The sequence below is a fragment of the Thiosocius teredinicola genome, from assembly GCF_002009425.1.
GTDB lineage: Bacteria > Pseudomonadota > Gammaproteobacteria > Chromatiales > Chromatiaceae > Thiosocius > Thiosocius teredinicola.
The window spans coordinates 1035047-1054043 of record NZ_CP019936.1; the positions used below are offsets into that span (position 1 = coordinate 1035047).

General features: G+C 60.0%; 15 protein-coding genes. 7 read left to right on the top strand and 8 right to left on the bottom strand.

Going from position 1 to position 18997, the window contains the following annotated elements:
- Positions 1–96 precede the first annotated feature (96 nt).
- From B1781_RS05050 to B1781_RS05060, 3 genes are read right to left on the bottom strand one after another with little or no spacing between them, the layout of a single operon-like run.
- Positions 97–726, bottom strand: a complete 630-nt coding sequence (locus B1781_RS05050; protein ID WP_078121929.1) for a glutathione S-transferase family protein — start codon at positions 724–726, stop codon at positions 97–99.
- Between the two features lie 8 nt (positions 727–734).
- Positions 735–1091 (bottom strand): NifB/NifX family molybdenum-iron cluster-binding protein, encoded by a 357-nt coding sequence (locus B1781_RS05055; RefSeq protein WP_078118616.1) that lies wholly within the window; start codon positions 1089–1091, stop codon positions 735–737.
- Complete coding sequence (locus B1781_RS05060; protein WP_078118617.1) at positions 1084–2787, bottom strand: AAA family ATPase; 1704 nt, start codon at positions 2785–2787, stop codon at positions 1084–1086. Before B1781_RS05060 ends, B1781_RS05055 begins: the two co-directional genes overlap by 8 nt.
- 258 nt (positions 2788–3045) lie before the next feature.
- On the opposite strand from B1781_RS05060, the gene B1781_RS05065 reads away from it, so the two are divergent.
- The 4 genes from B1781_RS05065 (at position 3046) to B1781_RS05080 (ending at position 4972) form a co-directional block, all read left to right on the top strand.
- Positions 3046–3357, top strand: a complete 312-nt coding sequence (locus B1781_RS05065; protein WP_078118618.1) for an antibiotic biosynthesis monooxygenase family protein — start codon at positions 3046–3048, stop codon at positions 3355–3357.
- A 201-nt stretch (positions 3358–3558) separates the two neighbouring features.
- Positions 3559–4380, top strand: a complete 822-nt coding sequence (locus B1781_RS05070) for an ankyrin repeat domain-containing protein (RefSeq protein WP_164513257.1) — start codon at positions 3559–3561, stop codon at positions 4378–4380.
- Positions 4377–4697, top strand: a complete 321-nt coding sequence (grxD, locus tag B1781_RS05075) for a Grx4 family monothiol glutaredoxin (protein WP_078118620.1) — start codon at positions 4377–4379, stop codon at positions 4695–4697. Before B1781_RS05070 ends, grxD begins: the two co-directional genes overlap by 4 nt.
- Before the next feature lie 14 nt (positions 4698–4711).
- A complete protein-coding gene (locus B1781_RS05080; protein ID WP_078118621.1) occupies positions 4712–4972 on the top strand; it encodes a BolA family protein in 261 nt (86 codons plus the stop codon).
- A gap of 121 nt (positions 4973–5093) precedes the next feature.
- On the opposite strand, the gene B1781_RS05085 is transcribed toward B1781_RS05080, so the two are convergent.
- Both B1781_RS05085 and B1781_RS23115 read right to left on the bottom strand, forming a co-directional pair.
- On the bottom strand, positions 5094–5528 hold the full coding sequence (locus tag B1781_RS05085; RefSeq protein WP_078118622.1) for a hypothetical protein: 435 nt from the start codon (positions 5526–5528) through the stop codon (positions 5094–5096).
- A 100-nt stretch (positions 5529–5628) separates the two neighbouring features.
- Positions 5629–5760, bottom strand: a complete 132-nt coding sequence (locus tag B1781_RS23115; protein ID WP_164513258.1) for a DUF2934 domain-containing protein — start codon at positions 5758–5760, stop codon at positions 5629–5631.
- A 22-nt stretch (positions 5761–5782) separates the two neighbouring features.
- Between B1781_RS23115 and B1781_RS23120 the strand changes: the two genes are divergently transcribed.
- From B1781_RS23120 to B1781_RS05100, 3 genes are all read left to right on the top strand, one after another.
- Positions 5783–6022 carry a hypothetical protein gene (locus tag B1781_RS23120; RefSeq protein ID WP_164513259.1) on the top strand — a complete coding sequence of 80 codons (240 nt, stop codon included), beginning with the start codon at positions 5783–5785 and terminating at the stop codon, positions 6020–6022.
- 663 nt (positions 6023–6685) lie between these two features.
- Positions 6686–13477, top strand: a complete 6792-nt coding sequence (locus B1781_RS05095; protein ID WP_078118624.1) for a transporter substrate-binding domain-containing protein — start codon at positions 6686–6688, stop codon at positions 13475–13477.
- Complete coding sequence (locus B1781_RS05100) at positions 13470–14585, top strand: HD-GYP domain-containing protein (protein ID WP_078118625.1); 1116 nt, start codon at positions 13470–13472, stop codon at positions 14583–14585. The genes B1781_RS05095 and B1781_RS05100 overlap by 8 nt, the downstream gene beginning before the upstream one ends.
- A 42-nt stretch (positions 14586–14627) precedes the next feature.
- Here the strand turns inward: B1781_RS05100 and B1781_RS05105 are convergent, their stop codons facing one another.
- From B1781_RS05105 to B1781_RS05115, 3 genes are read right to left on the bottom strand one after another with little or no spacing between them, the layout of a single operon-like run.
- Positions 14628–15833: a glycosyltransferase family protein gene (locus B1781_RS05105; protein WP_078118626.1), complete on the bottom strand. Its 1206-nt coding sequence runs from the start codon at positions 15831–15833 to the stop codon at positions 14628–14630.
- 39 nt (positions 15834–15872) lie between these two features.
- Positions 15873–16694, bottom strand: a complete 822-nt coding sequence (locus B1781_RS05110) for an HAD-IIB family hydrolase (protein ID WP_078118627.1) — start codon at positions 16692–16694, stop codon at positions 15873–15875.
- A 31-nt stretch (positions 16695–16725) separates the two neighbouring features.
- Positions 16726–18498: an alpha-amylase family glycosyl hydrolase gene (locus B1781_RS05115; protein WP_078118628.1), complete on the bottom strand. Its 1773-nt coding sequence runs from the start codon at positions 18496–18498 to the stop codon at positions 16726–16728.
- Between the last annotated feature and the right edge of the window lie 499 nt (positions 18499–18997).

Here is an 18997-nt window from a genome sequence, read left to right on the forward strand (position 1 = left end):
GCACCGAAGTGCGCTGGGCGGTAACGAACTCCGCGCTGCCCCTGGTCCCGCGAGGCACCCTGTAGCGGTCCAAATCCTGGCTTCGATGGCCGGCGATCAGCGCGAGTAAATCGACCCGTAGCCTTCTTCGCTCAAGACCTGGCGTACCGCCGGGCGTCGCAGCACCTGCTCGAAGTGACCCCTACACTTGGGCGGTAGCTCAAGACCGACCCGGTCTGCCCAGAATTCGACGTAGAACAACGATGCGTCGGCAATACTGAAAGCCTCGAAGGCGAAACCGCTTTCCGCCAGGGAGGCCTCGACAACCTGAAATGCTGTCGTGACGATGTCGCGGCCTTTGGATTCAACTTCTTCGTGATGATCTGGCGACGCTGCGAAACTCGCGGGCACAAAGATACGTGCGAAACCCTGGCCGTGCAGGGTGTTGACTGCGTAGCTCATCAACTCCAGCGCTTTGGCCTGCTGGTCGATGCCCAGTGGCAACAGACGGCGGCGTGGATGGTGGCTGGCAAGCCACCAGGCTATCGATTGGTAGTCCGTTAGGATCAATCCGGTACCCGTGTCGAGCGTCGGGATCGTGCCTTTGGGATTGATCTGGCGATACCAGGCTTGATCCTGCTCGCCAGCCAGCAGGTCGATGATGTGTGCCTCGAAGACGAGACCGATCTCTTCCAGAAGGATATGTATGCCGGTGCTGCATGAGCCCGGCGTCATGTAGAACTTCATCGCCATGTTCAGGATGACGGGGGACTGGTGGAGCGTGCATAGTCCAACAGCGACTCTTCGATCCCTTCCCAGGCATACTGCGAAACGGCGTCGACGCCGATGGCGGCGAGCTTTTCGGTGGGCCCGTCGCCGATCTTGGCAACGAAAACCGCCTGGCAGTCCTTGATGGTTTCCAGGATCTGCGCCATGGCCGTTTTGCTCGAATGGTTGCCCAGGCAATAGTGTTCGACGTCGCGCTTCTCGACGAAACGGCAGTCGTCTCCCGCAACCTCGTAGATCCAGAATTGCTTGGCATGGCCGAAGTGTTCGCTGATTGCCTTGCCTTCCTTGCTCGCGACCGCCAGCTTCAATGCGTGATCAGGCATAGCTGAAGACATCCATGCCACGGAACACGCTGCAACGCTTGAATACCTCGAGCGATGGCTCGAGTTGCTTGTGGTGACAGTACTTGGCAACCAGCTTGGTCAGGCCTTTGATGTCGCGTCCGCTGGCTTCGGCGAAGGTCTCCGCCAAGGTGTCGATCAAACCCGGTGCCAGTTGCAGCTGGAACTGCTCGGTCATGACTCGCCAGATGCGTCGGCGGTCATCCAGGCCCGGTGGGTGGTATTTGATCATCGCGATACAGCGCGACACGATGGCTTCATCGATATCGTTGACCCGGTTCGTTGTCAGGAACAGCAGGCCGTTGAAGTATTCCAGCACACGCAAGAACACGCCGACCACGGCATTGGCGGCGATGTTGTCGTCACGCCGTTTGATATAGACATCCGCCTCGTCGATCAGCATCACGGCTCCCCAGCGCTGGGCCCGGGTCAGGGTGTCTTTGAGCGCCTGCTCCATCTCGGTCACGTTGAGGCCCAGTTGGCCCGAATGCACCCGGTACAGCGGACGTTTGATGATCTCGGAGTAAACCTCGGCTGTCAGTGTCTTGCCGACGCCGGCAGGGCCGGCGCATAGCACCGTGGTCCCGCCGGATTTACCTTCGACGATGTCGTCCATCAGCATATCCATCTCGGCGGTCAGGATGTCGATGAGATCGGTCTGTTCGGGAGGCAGGATCAGCTTGTCCTTGAGTTCCGGCTCGTACTCGTATGGCTGCATATCGTCCACATGCACCCACAGGTGATGATGCAGTTCGAGATGAAACATCAGGACGTAGCCGTGTACCGGTAGCTCGGTAAACAGGCCTTTGGGAATCTCGCCGTTCAGCGCTTCGGTCGCGTTCTCTACCTGATCGTTGAAGCGTGTGCTCTTGCCGGCGCGGCGCAGGTACTTACCGAGGATATCGCCGGATGAATCGAGGGCCAGGGTACGCTCGGTGAGAATTTCCTCGTCATTCACCATGCGCGCCCAACCGCCGGCCGAAGACAGCACCACGACGTTCTTGCGTGTCCAGTCGGTGTTGCGTCGGTTCGCGGTCGGGTCTTCCGCGAAATAACCCGTACCACGTCCGGAGAACTGCCGACCATAGTCCGCCCGCCAGGCAAAGAAGCGGTCTGCCGACCGGTTGTAGGCATCGATGAGCTCTTCGGTTTCGTGAAAGAATCCTTTGGCCGCGAAGATCTCGGCCACGGTCTTACCGATGATGTCGCGTTCCCTGATGATCAGGTTGACCGTAGCGAGTTTGGCCATGCTGTTGGCCTTCAGGTCGATCAGGATACGCCCCGACTCCTCTTCGCCGGGCGGTGTGAAATCGATGCGGCTGACGAGATAAGCCATCGGTTTGCCGTTCGCATGTGCCTTGAACAGCCAGCCGCGGATCGCGTTGCGTAGCAGAAACTCCGCGATGTCGGGTACCAGGGCTTCGAGGCCACCTTCGTCGTAACGCTCGCCGGGATCGTTGACCGCACGTTGTAGTGCGGCGATCTGGGCCGCGCGCCCGGCCATATTCGGTCCGGCCTGTTCGTATAGGTTGCGCAGAAAACCCAGTTGGTTCGACGACAGCTGCTCGAAGGGGATCTCGGCCTTGTTGCCGAAGCGTAGTTGCTCTTTGAGTCCGGAAAGGTCGGGGAATTCGGCGATCATCGCCTCGACGTTGCAACGCTCTATCTGCAGTTTCATGCGGGCCCATGTCGTACGGCTTGAGTGATTGCCGATGCTATGCAAGCAGTGATCCACAACGCCTATCTCGTTGATTTGCTAGACGCTGCAAGCTGCGTTGTCGGTTAGACGACGGCGTCGCCTGCGTCCGATTGTCGGTAAGCGAACAAACACCACAGTGCGCTTGCGCAGGTTCGGGAGGTTGGCGCGGTGGCCGAATCGGCCATGCCTGCGATATGGTCGGCGCTTCGTGAGTAAGTTGGATGATGGAGTGAGCCCATGTATATCGTGACCAACCGTGTTCCTGTTGCACCGGGTTATGAAGAGATGTTCGAGGAGCGTTTTCGCAACCGTGCCGGACAGATCGACAAGCAGGCAGGCTTTGTCCGCATGCAGGTGTTGAAGCCGGATGCACCGGACACACCGTACGTTGTGCAGACCACTTGGAAAGACAAGCAGGCGTTCGAAGGCTGGGTCGGCTCCGAAGACTTCAAGATGGCGCACAGCAATCCTATGCCGAAAGAGGCGTTCGCCGGCGAGGGCAAGATCGAGATGTTCGAGGTGCTGATCGCGGCCGATGCCGCCAGCTGAGACGGTACCTGGCGCGATGTCGGGCATGGGTTGTCGATGATGTCGCAACACCTTCGCCTTTGTTGGCTATGCGACACGCGATCGACTGCGGTGAGCGACGCTAACCCGCTGTAGCAGCAGTAGAAAAACGCGTTCGGTCCGCTTGGAACGATGTTTGCTCTTCTCCGATGCATAGACGAGTTGTGCAGCGGAGAGTTTGCGTTGAGTTATCAGGATATTCAGCCCGACCAGGTGGAAGAATTGTTGGCGGGCGGCGATGTCGTCGTTATCGACATGCGTGATGCGGACAGTCGCGCGAAAGGGGAGTTTGCCAATGCCGTGGGGCATGGTGAGGACGTGATCCAAGGCCTGGTTCGTCGTCGCAAGAGCGATCCCACGGTGCTGGTGTATTGCTACCACGGCAACCAGAGCCGCGATCTGTGTAACTTCCTCGGCCAGTTCGGCCTCAACAGCCTGTACAACCTCGAAGGCGGTTGGCTGGCCTGGCAAAACTGGCAGGCCAAGCGCCTCGGCATGCCGGGTGTGGCCAACAATTGGCTGCTGTCGAACGGCTTCGATCCGAACAATCTCAACAGCCGCGTTCATGCGGGCATGTCGGCGTTGATGTTGGCGGCGTTGCAGGGCAAGCGCGAGGTGGTCGATGTGTTGCTTGCGGCCGGTGCCGACCTGCGCGCAGTCAACGACGATGACCACAGCGCATTGTGGTTTGCCTGTGTCAATGGTGATGTGGTCTTGGTGCGCGCGCTGATTGCGCATGGCAGCGACATCGACAACCGCAATGTCAATGGCGTGACGTGCAGCGTCTATGCCGCGTCGACCGGCAAGCTCGACGTTTTGCAGGTGCTGGCCGCTGCCGGCGCCGACCTGACGATCCGCACACATGACGGCTATGACGCGCTGGAAAGCAGTTCGACCGTCCCCGTTCTCAAGTTTCTCAAATCCCTGGTGCGCGACAGCGCATCCGATGATGCACGGCAGATGCCTGCGGGCAATGCCGCCATGGCACAGGAATCGATCGCATGAAGACAACCGACAAGATACGCAAGCAACTCGAAGAAAACCCGATCATTCTCTATATGAAGGGTACGCCGGAAGAACCGCGTTGCGGGTTCTCTGCGAAGGCGGCTGCTGCGATGAAGGCAAGTGGTTATCCCTTCGCCTTTGTCGATGTACTCGCGTCGCCGCTGATCATGGAGGCGTTGCCCGAGGTGTCGGACTTTCCCACCTTCCCGCAGTTGTTCATCAACGGCGAGATCATCGGCGGCAGCGATATCGTCGAGGCGATGATGGCCAGCGGTGAACTGCAGCCGATGCTTGAGTCGGCCACTTCGAACGCCTGACCACGGAGACGGCGATGACAGAAGACGAGATCGTCGAGCGTATCCGAACGCTCTATCCTGATGCAGTAATCGATGTGGCCGGCGAGGACTGTAACTTCGAGGTCTATGTTATCAGCGAAGCTTTCGCCGGCATGAATACGCTGCAGCGGCAAAAACCGATCCTTGCGCTGTTCAAGGACGAGATCAAGGGTGGCGCACTGCATGCCTTATCGGTACGTGCCAAGACGCCGGAAGAACAAAACAGCCAAACCGGGCTGGTGCAGATCAAGATGTAGTCGCCGCCCCACAGCCTGCCTGTGGTTTCCCAACTGACGACACTATGGCGTGTCGCCTCTCGGTCGGAGCGCCGTATGGCGGTGGCGCGTTATGCCTCGTCGCGCTACGCGGCAAGCATGCTCAAGCGAGCTTGCTGCGATAGCGTGGGATCGGCTCCAGGTCGGGGTCGACAAACTCGGTGCGTGCGGTTTCGGACTCGAGTAACTGCTTACTGTAGTGGCTTAGCATGATGCCTTGATCCAGAAGCAGTGGATTGCGTTCGATAAATTCGTCCGCACTGTTGCAGCGCTCGGTGCTGCGCATGAAATGGTCGATGGCGAGTACCCACGCCCGCGTCAATGTCTCGTGGTATTTGGTCTTGTCCGCGCCCACCGCCGTCAGCAGCGCCAACAGACTCTGTCTTATCGTCAACCAGACGGCATTCGCATCCATGGTGGTCAACAGACAATAGGCGATCTTGACGTGTTCCCGGTGGCGGAAGAGCCCCGCATCGATACGGCTGTGCAGAAAATCGTCGACGTATTGCCGATCAGCTTGTGACATTTTGTGGTTCATGCCCGATCCCTCCTTTGCCGCGACCCATCCGGGCACCGCCGGTGACAGCGGTGCACGTTCAATCGCGCGCTTGCGCGGCGCTATCCTCTATTGGCTCAGGTTAGTCGACGATCTTGATCTTCGCCTTGACCAGGCGCGCATCCACGTCGGCTTCAGCGTCCAGCCAATCCTGGCGTCCGTCACCGGCGAACCCCTGGGCCTCGCTGCGCAGGTAGGCGGCTTCGGAGATCATCTGGTGGCGCTCTGCCGACGATATGGCGCCGTACACTTTGGCGGCTTTCTTGCTCGTTGCTTTTTTAGCAGTCGACTTTTTTGCAACTGCTTTTTTCTTGCTGACGGCTTTCTTCGCCGATGCTTTCTTTTTGGTTGTTTTCTTTTTTGTCGCTTTCTTCTTTTCGTCCGATATCGTGTCGCTGCCGGATGCTTTCGTAGCGCCTTTCTTCGTCGTCTTGGCCATGGATACCCTCGTAGACGTTCTTAAAATTCTGGTTTAACCCTTGTACCGCCAAGGGCAAGATTTGAACCAACTCTGCGGTAGTCGCTATTTACGGATTTCTGTATTGCATCCACAAGCGGGAACCGGGGGTGCATGCACAGCAATTGTGCGCACGGTCACGGCCGCGCATAACGATGGCGCATTTGAGCGCGCTGAGCTGTAACGAGGCGATCGGGTAGTCGCCTTGGCTTGCCGCGATTGATTCTCAACTCTGTGGGGTCGATCCGCGTTGCGGGCGATATGAAGAAACCAGGATCGTCCATGGGATGGTGGTGCGGACGTTATGTCGCGGCAACCACCGGCGGCATAAAGCGTGACTTTGCGGCTGGTTTGCCTGTTGCTTTGCTCGTTCCGGACACCGGCGGCGCGATGTGCCCTGTCGTATCGCCAGGATACTCTATAGTCATAGGTAGTCAGACGAACGGGATTTTCTGTTCAACTGGACTGCCGCGGTACTTGGTAAGTTAGGTTAATGATGTCCAGGCAGCCGCCTTTCGCCCTCACATCGCCCGTCGCCATCGCCATGCGCTGCGGCCGATGCAGATGAATGAGCCTTCAAAAAAATTCCTTTGCCGTGAACTGGTTAGATCGTCGGGCGTCCGCTAAGCTCAGTTGGACTAGGGAAATACCCACAGGATAGTGGGGAGTCTACCTAAAAGGCATGATCGGCAAATTCGGCTCCTTGTTCGGCGCGCATGCTGCGTTCTCGCGCATCGTGCTTGCGTTATGCTGGCTCTTGGCCGGAAGTGCCGCAGTGCGTGCCGCTCCCGATCGCATCACGATCGCTTACAGCGCCGACGAAGCGCCGGCCAGTTACACATCGTCCACCGGGCAGCCGGCCGGCCGTCTGATCGATTTCTGGCGTCTGTGGTCCGGCAAGACCGGCATCCGTATCGATTTCGTTGCCGCAGGTCGCGAGGCGTCGATCGACTTGCTGCGTCGCGGCGAAGTCGATGCCCACGCCGGCCTAGTCGTCCAGCAAGGGCGGATGCAAGGCCTGGCGCTGACCGTGCCGACCATCGATGTTGAGGCATTCGTGTTCTCTCACCGCACCGTTCAGGGCGTGCGGGGTATCGAAGACTTTCGCGGATTCCAGGTCGGCGTGGTCAAGGGCTTCGCCCAAAGCTATATAGAAAGCCGCCTGCCGGGCGCTGCACTAGCGGTCTATCCCGATCTGGAGTCGCTGTACCGTGGCGCCAAGGACGGCGAGGTCAGGGTGTTCGTTTCGCCGTTGGCCGACTACCGCCACTTCGCCACCACCAACGGCCTGGCCGGTGCGTTCGTGCCTACCTTGGAGCGGCCGCTGTATCAGGTGCAATACCGTGCCGCGGTGCGCGCCGATGATAAGGGATTGTTTACCCTGGTCCAGGCCGGCTTTCGCGGCATGAGCGCCGACGATCACAAGGCAATGGAGCAGCGCTGGGAAGGCACAACGCCGTTCGCCGCATCGGGTGCGTTGACGATTGCAGGCAGCCGCAACCTGCCGCCGTTCACGATGCTCAACGAGGCAGGTGAGCCGGCGGGCATCGGTGTCGAGTTGTGGCGTCTGTGGTCGCAGAAGACCGGGCGGCGGGTTCAGTTTCGGCTCACCGATATTCCGCAATCGCTCAGCGACCTCAAGCAGGGCAGGGCCGATGTACATGTGGGGATACTGCAGTCGCCCGAGCGGAGTGAATGGCTGTCGTTCTCCAGCCCCTACCTGCGTGCGCCCGGCACGCTTTATTACCTGTTCGACGACGGCAAGACGCGCGGCATAGATGATTTTGCCGAAGCCACCATCGGTGTGCTCGGGCCGCCTCCCGACGGCGTCTTCGAGCGCTCCTTGCCCAAGGCGCAACATAAGACCTTCGCCAACATCGGCGACATGATCGATGCCTGCATCAATGGCAAGATCGCCGGCTTCGTCGCCGACCGGCCGTCGACTGAACTTGCGCTGATGCGCGCCGGGCTGCGCGGCGAGTTCAAGGCGATCAAGAGCGACCTGTTCCAGTTGTCTCTGCGCGCTGCGGTGCCGAAAGGCAATGCGGCGCTGATGAACGAGATCGAGGCCGGCCTGAGTGCGATCAGCCGCCAGGAGATGGAAGCGATACTGCATCAGTGGCTGGGCGAGAGCGCCGACTTCGGCATCTACCTGCCGCGTCACGACAGCGTGCAACTCAGCGACGACGAACTCGCCTGGTTGAACGAACATCGCGAGCTGCGGATCGCGATCGACCCGACCTTCGCGCCGTATGAGTTCGTCGATGAAAGTGGACAATACCGCGGCGTCTCAGCCGACTATCTGCGACTGCTCGAGCGCAAGCTGGGGGTGCGCTTCGAACGGGTGCCGACCGTCGGATGGGATGAGTCGCAGGCGGCCGCCAAGGATCATCGTGCCGATATTCTTCCGCTGCTCAATCGCACCGCGCAGCGCGAGGCCTTTCTCAGTTTCACCGAGCCCTACTTTGTATCGCGCCGCGTGATCATTACGCGCGGTTCGCGTGATGACATCCGCGGCGAGGACGACTTGAAACTGAAGACCCTGGCATTGCCGAAGGGCTACTCGGTGAACAACGTGGTTCACGCCAAGGTGCCGGATGCCGAAATCATTGAGGTCGATGATATTGCAGCGGCGCTGCGCCTGGTGTCGGAAGGGGCAGCCGATGCGACCATCCTCAGTATCGGGGTGGCGGGATACTGGATCGACAATCTGGAGATCACCAACCTGCGGATCGCCGGAACGTTCGGGCGTGCCAGCACCTTGTCGATGGGCAGCCGCAAGGACCAGCCCTTGCTTGCCTCGATACTGCAAAAAGGCCTGAATGCGATCGCCGACGATGAACGACGCCGGATACGCCGGCGCTGGATCAACATGTACGGCGATTTCGCGCAGTACCCGGAGCTCGGACTGACGCCGGTCGAACATGCCTGGCTGAGTGAACATTTCGCGGTACGCGTCGGCAGCGATCCCAACTGGCCGCCCATCGAGTTCGTCGACGGCAACGACCAAATGCAGGGTATCGCTGCCGAGTATCTCAAGCTGGTCAGCACGCGTCTTGGGCTCAAGGTTGAGCAGCGCACCGATCTGAACTGGTCCGGCATTCTGGACCAGGCCTACAGCGGCAATCTCGACATCGTTTCTGCGGTTTCGAAATCGTCGGAGCGCGACCGGTACCTCGACTTCAGTCACCCGTATTATTCTGTTCCCTATTTTCTGTACGCACGCGATAACGAAAACCGTATCTCGGGCCTGTTGCATCTCGACGGCATGACCGTCGCGGTCGAACGCGATTTTCATCTGCATGAAGAACTGGCGGTGCGCTATCCCGACATCCGGCTTGCCGTGGTCGACAACACACAGCGCGCGCTCGAAGCCGTGGCGTTCGGTCGGGCCGACGCCTACATCGGCACACCGGCGGTGGCCAACTGGCTGATCGATCAGAACGAGCTGAAGAACGTGGTCGCCATCGCGACGGTGCCGGAGCTGGGCAAGTCCGAGCTGCGTTTCGGGGTGCGCAAGGAATGGCCGATCCTGACGGCTGCGTTGAACAAGGCGCTCGCCAGCATCACGCCGGAAGAGCACCGCGCGATACGTCGTCGTTGGTTGGGCCGCAGCGATGCTGGCACCACGCAGGGGCTGCGCCTGACCGCTGAGGAAAAGAGCTGGCTTGCCGATCATGCCGAGATTCGCGTCGGCATCGATACGGCCTATGCGCCTTACAGCTTCCGCGCATCCGACGGTGAATACCGCGGTGTGGCATCCGACTTCCTGGAACATATCGGTGAGATGCTGGACGTGGAATTCGTCGCCGTGCCCGATCTTACCTGGCAGCAGATACTCGCGGGGTCACGCGAGCGGACTGTCGATGTGATCGCAACGGCGACCAAGACCCAGGACAGAGAGGCGTTCCTCGACTTCACCGATGTCTACATCCCGACACCATTGGTGATCATGACCCAGGTGGGTAGCAGCGATATCACCAATCCACGCGATCTGATCGGACGGCGCGTGGCCTTGGTCGAGGGTTATTCATCGGGACAACGTGTGCTGCGTGAGTACCCGGGCGTGGACCCGGTGATGGTGGCGACGCCGTTGGACGGACTGCGCGCAGTCGCGACCGGCAAGGCGGACGCCTATGTGGGCGTACTGGGTATCAATGTCTACCTCTCCAGCAAGAACGGTATCACCAACCTCAAGGTGGCCGGCCCTTACGAGCTGCACAAAGACGGTCAGCGCTTCGCGGTGCGCAGTGATTGGCCCGAGCTGGCGACGATCATGGACAAGGCGCTGGCGGCGATCCCCGAGACCGAGAAGTTGCGCATCATGCGCAAGTGGGTACCGATCACGATGGCGACATCGACGGCCGGCGATGTGCCGCCCAGGCTCGACCTGAGCGACCAGGAACGCCAATGGCTGGCCGAGCACCCTGAACTGCGGCTGGGTATCGACCCGGCATGGGAGCCGATCGAGTTCGTCGCCGAAGACGGCCAGTACCGCGGGATATCGGCCGAGTTCATGCGTCGCATCGGGGAAATGCTCAACGTCGAGATGCAGCATGTGCCCGATTTGGACTGGCAAGCGGTGATCGACCGCGCCAAGCGCGCCGAGATCGATGTGCTGCCGGCCCTGACGCCATCGCCGGAGCGTCGGGAATACCTCGAGTTCACCAAGCCCTACCTGGTGTTTCCATTCGTCGTTTTCACGCGCAAGGATGCACCGCTGGTTTCGGGCGTATCCGATCTTGCCGGCAAGTGGGTGGCGGTCGAGAAAGGCTATGTCAGCGAAGAGTTCCTGCGACGTGACCATCCGGAACTCAAGCTGTGGCCGGTCGATACCACCGAGCAGGCCTTGCGCGCACTGGTCGTCGGCGAGGTCGATGCCTACGTCGGTAACCTGACCCTGGGCAGTTATCTGATCGACAAACACGGGTTGGGCAACCTCAAGGTCGCTGCGCCAACGCCTTATTCCAACGAGCTTGCCATCGGCGTGCGCAAAGACTGGCCGATGCTGACCGGGATCCTCGACAAGGCGCTGGCGGCAATCGATCAGAATGAGCGCCGCAAGATTCGCCAGGAGTCGCTGGCGATACGTTACGACGTCGGTGTCGACTACACGCTCTTATGGCAGGTGATCGGCGTAGCGGCGGCTGTGGTGTTGCTGACGCTGCTGTGGGTTGCACAGATGCGGCGGCAGAAGGCGGCCCTGGCGCAGGCCAAGCACGAGGCGGAGAAGGCCAACCGCTTCAAAAGCCATTTTCTGGCGAACATGAGCCACGAGATACGCACGCCGATGAACGCGATCATGGGCTTTGCGCACCTGGCGCGCCAGACCGAGTTGTCGGCGCGTCAGCGTGGTTATCTCGACAAGATCCATTCGGCCGCCAATGCCTTGCTCGGCGTGATCAACGATATCCTCGATTTCTCGCGCATCGAGGCCGGCAAACTCGACGTCGAGCGCATTCCGTTCTCGCTCGACGAGGTGTTGGAGAATCTCGCCGGCGTGACCGTCATGCGGGCCGAGGAGAAAGGGTTGGAGATCCTCTTCAATCGCGATCTGGCCGTTCCCAACGGCTTGGTGGGCGATCCCTTACGGCTCGGTCAGGTGTTGATCAACCTGGTCGGCAACGCCATCAAGTTCACCGAACAGGGTGAGATCACCGTGTCGGTGGCCCAGGTGTCGCGCGTCGATGACGAGGTGACATTGCGGTTCTCGGTGCGCGATACCGGCATCGGTATTCCCGAAGAGCAACTGCCGCGCCTGTTCGATGCCTTTACCCAGGCCGACGAATCGACCACGCGACGCTACGGCGGCAGCGGCCTGGGCCTGAGCATCTGTCGTCACCTGGTTGGCTTGATGAAAGGTGAACTGACCGCGACCAGCACGCAGGGTAAGGGCAGCACGTTCAGTTTCACGTTGCCGCTGGGTGTGCCGAACGTTTACGAAGAACGCGGCTGGGTTCCCGATCCGGATCTACGCGGTTTGCGCGTGCTGGTGGTCGACGACAACCCGGCAGCACGGCAGATACTCAGCGATATGCTGACGTCGTTTACGTTTGAGGTGTCGACCGCGGCCGACGGCGAGACCGCACTGCAGATGTTGCACCGTGCCGAAAGTGTGGACCGCAAGCCCTACAGTCTGGTCCTGATGGATTGGCGGATGAACGGCATGGACGGCATGGAGGCATCGCGGCGCATCAAGCTCGGCACCATGCTCGAGCGCCCACCGGCGGTGATCCTGGTGACGGCTTACGGGCGCGAAGAGGTGATGCATCAAGCCGATGCCGTCGGGCTGGACGGCTTCCTGATCAAGCCGGTCAATCCTTCGATATTGTTCGACAGTGTCATCAAGGCACTGGGCGGCAAAGTGCGTGGCCCCTTCTCACCCAAGCCCGCTGCGGCTTCCCCGATGCAGCACCGTCTTGCCGGCGACATCCTGCTGGTTGAAGACAACCTGATCAATCAGCAAGTGGCGCGCGAGCTGTTGGAGAACATGGGGCTGCTGATCCGCACGGCGCGCAACGGCAAGGATGCGCTGGCGATGTTGCAGCGGCATGCCTTCGATCTGGTGTTGATGGATATCCAGATGCCCGAGATGGACGGCTATGAAGCGACTGCGAAGATCCGTGAGATGCCGGCCTTCGCCAAGCTGCCGATCGTCGCGATGACGGCGCACGCAATGACAGGTGAGCGCGAAAGGTGCCTCGATGCCGGCATGAACGATCACATCGCCAAGCCGATCGATCCGGCCGTGTTGTTCGCTACCCTGCAGCGCTGGCTGCCGGCATCGCGCGACAAGCAGGCGTTCGTCCGCGGTGAAGCTTCCAGCTCGCGGCCCTTGGATCCATCCGATGACCTGCCCGGGCAGTTGCCCGGCCTGGATGTGGATTGGGGGCTGGAACGTGTGGGGGGTAATCGGGCGCTGTTCCGACGACTGTTGGGCGAGTTCGTCAGCAGTCACGGCAATGCCCTGGAGGAACTGCAAACGGCCGTGACCGCCGGTGATATGGAGCAAGTCCGGCGCGAAGCGCACACTCTGCAAGGGGTCGCCGGCAATATCGGCGGCCGCGAGCTGCAACAGGCGGCACGATGCCTGGAGAAGATGGCGTTGGACGGACGCCTCGAAGCGGCGGGTAGCCTGCCGAAAGATTTTCGTGAGGCCTTTACGCGGTTGTTTGGCGGTTTGACTAGACTTGGGTCGTCCGACGAGCCACCTGTCGCGAATGCCGCCGCGGAAGCCGGCGACGCACAAGAGCAGGATGTCGGCGCGTTGCTCCGGCAGCTCGAGCAGTCATTGAGCGAAGGAGATCCAGAAGCGGTGCGTCTGGTTCGAGCGTTGGATAGAGCCATTGCAGACCCGGCAATTCGGACGCAGTTGGAGCAGATTATCGCTTTCATCGAGAGTTATGAGTTCGACGAGGCCGTCACGGTCTTGTCGACGGTTTCGCAAAGCCTGTTGGAAAAACAAGATGGATAACGGCAAACCCAAGATTCTGATCGTTGACGATGAGAAGTTTTATATCGACGTTTTGGTCGATCTTCTCAAAGACGACTACAAGACCGTGGTCGCAAAAGACGGTGAGCAGGCGCTGCGCCGTGCTGCGTCGGATCCGCCGCCGGATCTGATCCTGCTCGATATCATGATGGAAGGCATGGATGGCTACGAGGTCTGTCGTCGCCTCAAAGAGAATCCGGCGGTCAGCGAGGTGCCGGTGATCTTTCTCACCGTCAAGAGTGAGGTTGCCGACGAGTTGCGAGGATTCGAACTCGGTGCGACCGACTACATCTCAAAACCGATGAGCCCGCCGATTGTACGTGCCCGCGTGGCCACGCATCTCGAACTGGCGCGGGCGCGCCGGGAGCTGGAACGGCAGAACGTGATCCTCGAAGAGCGGGTGCAGGAGCGCACCGCCGAGTTGGAACGGGCCAAAGATGTTGCGATCTTCTGCATGGCATCACTCGCCGAGGCGCGCGACAACGAGACCGGCCGCCACCTGTTGCGTACGCAGAACTATGTGCGCGTGCTGGCCGAAAAGCTGCAGGATCATCCGCGCTTCGAACACTTTCTGAATCCACGCAACATACGGCTACTGTATAAGACCGCGCCGCTGCACGACATCGGCAAGGTCGGTGTGCCCGACCGGATTCTGCTCAAACCGGCCAAGCTCGACGACGATGAGTGGGAGCTGATGAAGAAACACACGGACTATGGTCATGACGCGCTGCTGCGTGCGGAAGACGAACTGGGCACCACCGACTTTCTTGAACTGGCCCGATCGATGGTGCTCTCGCACCATGAAAAATGGGACGGTTCAGGATATCCCAAGGGCCTCAAGGGCGACGAGATACCGATTGCCGGCCGCTTGATGGCATTGGCGGATGTCTACGATGCCTTGATCAGTCGACGCGTCTACAAGGAACCCTATAGCCACGATGATGCCGTCGACATGATTCGCGAAGGTTCCGGCAAGCATTTCGATCCGGACATCGTCGACGCCTTCGTTGCGTTGCAAACCCAGTTCAAAGAGATCGCGGCCACCTATGCCGACCAGGAAGCCGGCGCCTCGGAGGCCGGGATGCAATAGGTCCCAGGCCGGTCAGGCAGCGTCTGCGTTTGGCTCAGCCGGTCAACGATCGGCGCGCACCGCCTGTAACAGGCGCTGGCAGATGTCGGGGAATGCGTCGTGCACCCGGTTCCAGTTGGGGATGAACGGCGATTCCATCGGATTGGACAGGAAGGTCTCGCCGGCCGACATGACGCTTTGCGCGAACACCTCGATACTGCCTTCCTCTTTGTGGCGGTCGTACTTCAGGCCGTTGATGCGTGCATCGTAGAAATATTGCTCGGTGGAATCGAGTGCGATGCGATAGTACGCGGCCTTGATCGAGCGAAAGTCCTCGCTCGACAGCGTAATGCCTTCGGTCGCCAGCTTGCGGTACAGCGACTTGGCGATCTCCACGCTCATCCGTGTCAGGCCCTTGGTGGCGTCGTCTTCGGAGAGGTCCTGGTGCTTGTGGTCGTACTGGTCGGCGATATCGACCTGGCATACGCTGCTGCGCGCCAGGGTACGGTAGACCTCCGAAAGCACACCCACTTCAAGGCCCCAGTCGCTGGGGATGCGCAGCGTCTTGACGAAGTCCCTGCTCAGTGAGAATTCGCCGGATAAGGGATAGCGAAAACTGTCCATGAAGTCGAGGTAGTCGAGTTGTCCGACGACCTTGCGCAGTGCGCGGATCAAGGGTGTCACGAACAGCCGGGTCGCGCGACCACTCAACTGATCGTTGTGTACACGCGAGTAGTAGCCCTTGCAGAATTCAAAACTGAATGCCGGGTTGGCGACCGGGTAGAACAGTCGAGCCGGCAGGCTGCGGTCATAGGTGGTGATGTCGCAATCGTGCAATGCGATCGCTTCGCAATGATCGAGCGCCAAGGCATAGCCCATGCAATACCAGGCGTTGCGCCCTTTGCCGGCCTGCGTCGGTGCGAGGTTCTGCGATTGCAGGTCGGCGTCGATATCGCGCAACCAGGGGCCGTCGTTCCACAGGATATGCACGTTCTGCGGCAGTTCGGAGAAGAATTCCTTGGCGTGCTCGAACTGGCTTTCATCGGCCTGATCGAGTCCGACGATGATCTCGGAGATGTAGGTGGCGTGTTTGAGTTCTTCGACGATGTGAGGCAACGCAGGGCCCTGCAACTCGGAATACAGACTCGGCAGGATCAACGCCATCGGACGGTCGGCGGAGAATGCCTTGAGCTCGGCTTCCATCTCCTCGATCGGCCGGGCACAGAGTTTGTGCAGGGTGGTAATGGTTCCGTTCTGGAAGAAGTCCATCGAATACGTCCTCGTCTTTGTCGACCTTTGGCTGTCCGTTTATTGTCGAAGTAGTTGCAGGATGGCTTGATTCCATCCTGCCGGACCCTGTTGTTCGGTGCGGATCGTCTGCTTTTTGCCGCGACAATCCAGGTGCGTATCATCATGGCGTTTGATGACGACGGCTATGTCGGCCATCTCGAGCATTTCGCGATCGTTCTCGCTGTCGCCAAGGGCGATGACGGTGAGCGGTGTTGCGTCATGCGGCGTATACAGCCGACACATGGTATCGAGCGCCTTGGCCTTGCTGCTGTTGCCCATCAGATGCCAAAAGCGACCGCCCTGGGTCACGCGCAATCCATCGTCGGCGGCCAGGGCGCGAAAGTTTTCCAGGTTGGCCGGCGTGTCGTGCCAAAGAAACGGCTCGCTGCACAGGCGTTGCTTGGCGAGTTCCGCCTGCTCGTGGCTAAGACCGGTGTGCTCGACAACCTGCTCGACGCTCATGTCGCCGAAACCTTCGATCTGCCAGTCGTATCGCGCGCGCTGGTTTCTCAGGAATCGCCGTATCGAATCGATGGGTGTTGAACAGCGGACCACGGCGTGCCCGTTGATGGTTTCCTGGGTGCGTATCTTGAACGGGTAGCTGCGACTCAGCGGAAAGCACAGGGCACAGCCGTTCTCGACGATGACCGGTTGTGGGTTGCCGAGCTGGCGATTGATCTCGGTGACCTCGGCCAGGGTCTTGCTGGTGGCGAGTATCAGCGGGATCGCGCGTTGCTCGACCTCGGCAAGCGCTGGTCCGGCAGCGTCGAAGCTGTAATCGCGATGATCGAGTAAGGTGCCGTCAAGGTCGGTGAAGATAATGGTGTCGCTGGCGCGCATGAGGTTGTGTGCGGTCGTGGTCGATCAGGGCTCAGGGAGTACGCTGACTAAACCAGAAGATGGCGTAGGGTTCCAGTTGCAGCACATCCTGGCTGATGACCGGGACGTTCAGTTCCAGTAGGTCTTCGCGTTGACCGAGGTCGTCCGGTAGCAGATGGGCATTGATGTTCACTGTTTGCGGCGACAGATTGGCGATCACCAGGATGCGTTGACTGTCGTCGAGGGCGATGCGTTCGAAACAGAACACCGCTTCGTCGACGATGTAGATGACCTGCTCGGCATCCGGATGAAACGCCGGCTGCTCGCGTCGGATCGGCAACAGACGTCGATAGAGGGCGAATACCTGGCCGGTCTCCGACTCGGCGTTGCCGATGAGAAACTCAAGTTCGCCTTTATCCCACTTGCGGCGGTTGACCGAGCGCGTCATGCCGGTGCGTTCGACGCCGAGCTTGTCGTTGGGCGTCGCCGTCAGGCAGTGGATGTAGACCGCCGGGATACCTTTGAACGACAGCGAGATGATCTGCGACACCATGAACATCGGGATGTGCCACTGATTGTCTCCGGCCGGATCGCGGAAGGCATCGAAGTAACTGATGTTGAGCTCGTAGGGACTCTCCGTACCGTCCTGGTTTGACTTGGTCGAGATATAGCCGCCGCGCTCACGCATCGCCTCGAGCATGTACTGCACCTCTTCGGCGGGTACCAGGCCTTCGAGCGGACGCAGGCCGACCCCGTCATGCGATGCGGTGAAGTTGAGATAGGTACAGTTCGGCGGTTGGCCGAACTGCTCAAGGCCTTTGGCCCAGGCATTCAGGTAACTGCTCTTGCCGCTGAACAAGGCATGCAGCAGCAAAGGCGGCAGGCTGAACTGGTAGATCACGTGCGCTTCGTCGCCATCGCCGAAATACGCGATGTTTTCGGCGTGCGGCACGTTGGTCTCGGTCATGATCAAGGCTGCCGGCTCGACCAGTTCAAGCACATCGCGAAACAGTTTGACCACTTGGTGGGTCTGCGCCAGGTGGATGCAGCTGGTGCCGATCTCTTTCCACAGGTAGGCCACGGCGTCGAGACGGATCATGCGGGCGCCGCGTCGAATGTAGTACAGCAGGATGTCGATGAACTCGATCAACACGTCGGGATTGGCGTAGTTCAGATCGATCTGGTCGTTGCTGAACGTCGTCCATACGTGGCGCATACCGGTCTGCGTGCGTACACCGCTCAGTACCGGTGAACTGCGCGGTCGCGTGACCATCGACAGGTTGGTCGATGGATCCAGTTCGATGAAATAGTTGCACGCCGGTTCTTCGCCGAAGATGTAATCGACGAACCACAGGTTTTCGCGCGAACAGTGATTCAGCACCAAGTCCATCGTCACATCGATGTCTTCCGAGAGGCGCTTGATGTCCTGCCAGGTTCCCAGGTCCTGCTTCACTGCGCGGAAGTCGGTTACCGAGAAGCCGTCATCGGAACTCCATGGGAAGAACGGCAGGATATGCACCATGCTGAACGCGTCGGATAGGTAGTCCGAGATGAAATTGTGCAGCGTCTGCAGCGGGGGGTGGGTCGACGATTGCACCGAATCGCCGTAGGTGATCATGACCACGTCGCGCTGCGACCAGAACTCCCCCTGCACAACGCGTGTACGCAACTGGCGATGGGTCTTGAGCAGACGCTGTATCCGCCGGTCTATCTCCGCCGCTCGTTCGTCACCGTACAGAAAAGCCAGGCGCGCAACGATGCGTTGCTCGGCCGGCAGATCGGATGGGATGTCGGGGAACGGCAAATCCAGTTCGGCGGTGCTCATGGGCGATTAGGTCGACGCAGTAGCAAACATCATCGCAACGCAGCAAAATCTACGCCACTGATACTGCCCAGTACAGCGGGCTGCCGCTGCCACAAGCCTGCGCGACCGGGCAGTGGCGGCAATGCGGGCTGGAAAGCCGCTGGGCGGGCGTGCGGCGGAGATTCTGCTGCCCTGTCGCGACGTGGATGGGTGCTGGGCGACATCGTAAGGTATTCAACGGCAAGACGTTTCGCCGCCGACCTTCGGCCGGCTTCAGCTTGCCGGGAATCGGCAATGCGACCGCGCGACGATAAGGGGCGTGATCCAGCGCCGCCAGGCTTGTCGACCTGTTCGCAGTTCGGGCGTGCGGGACTTGCCCCATGGAGACCAACATTGTTGCCTATAGTTTGGTTCTCGACGCAATGTTTTGCACCAATTTGGATCGCGACCGCCAGTTCGTGGTTCAAGTGGGCAAAAAGTATCGAAAAATCTGGTGGTAGAAAGCGATCGTGCGGGTGCA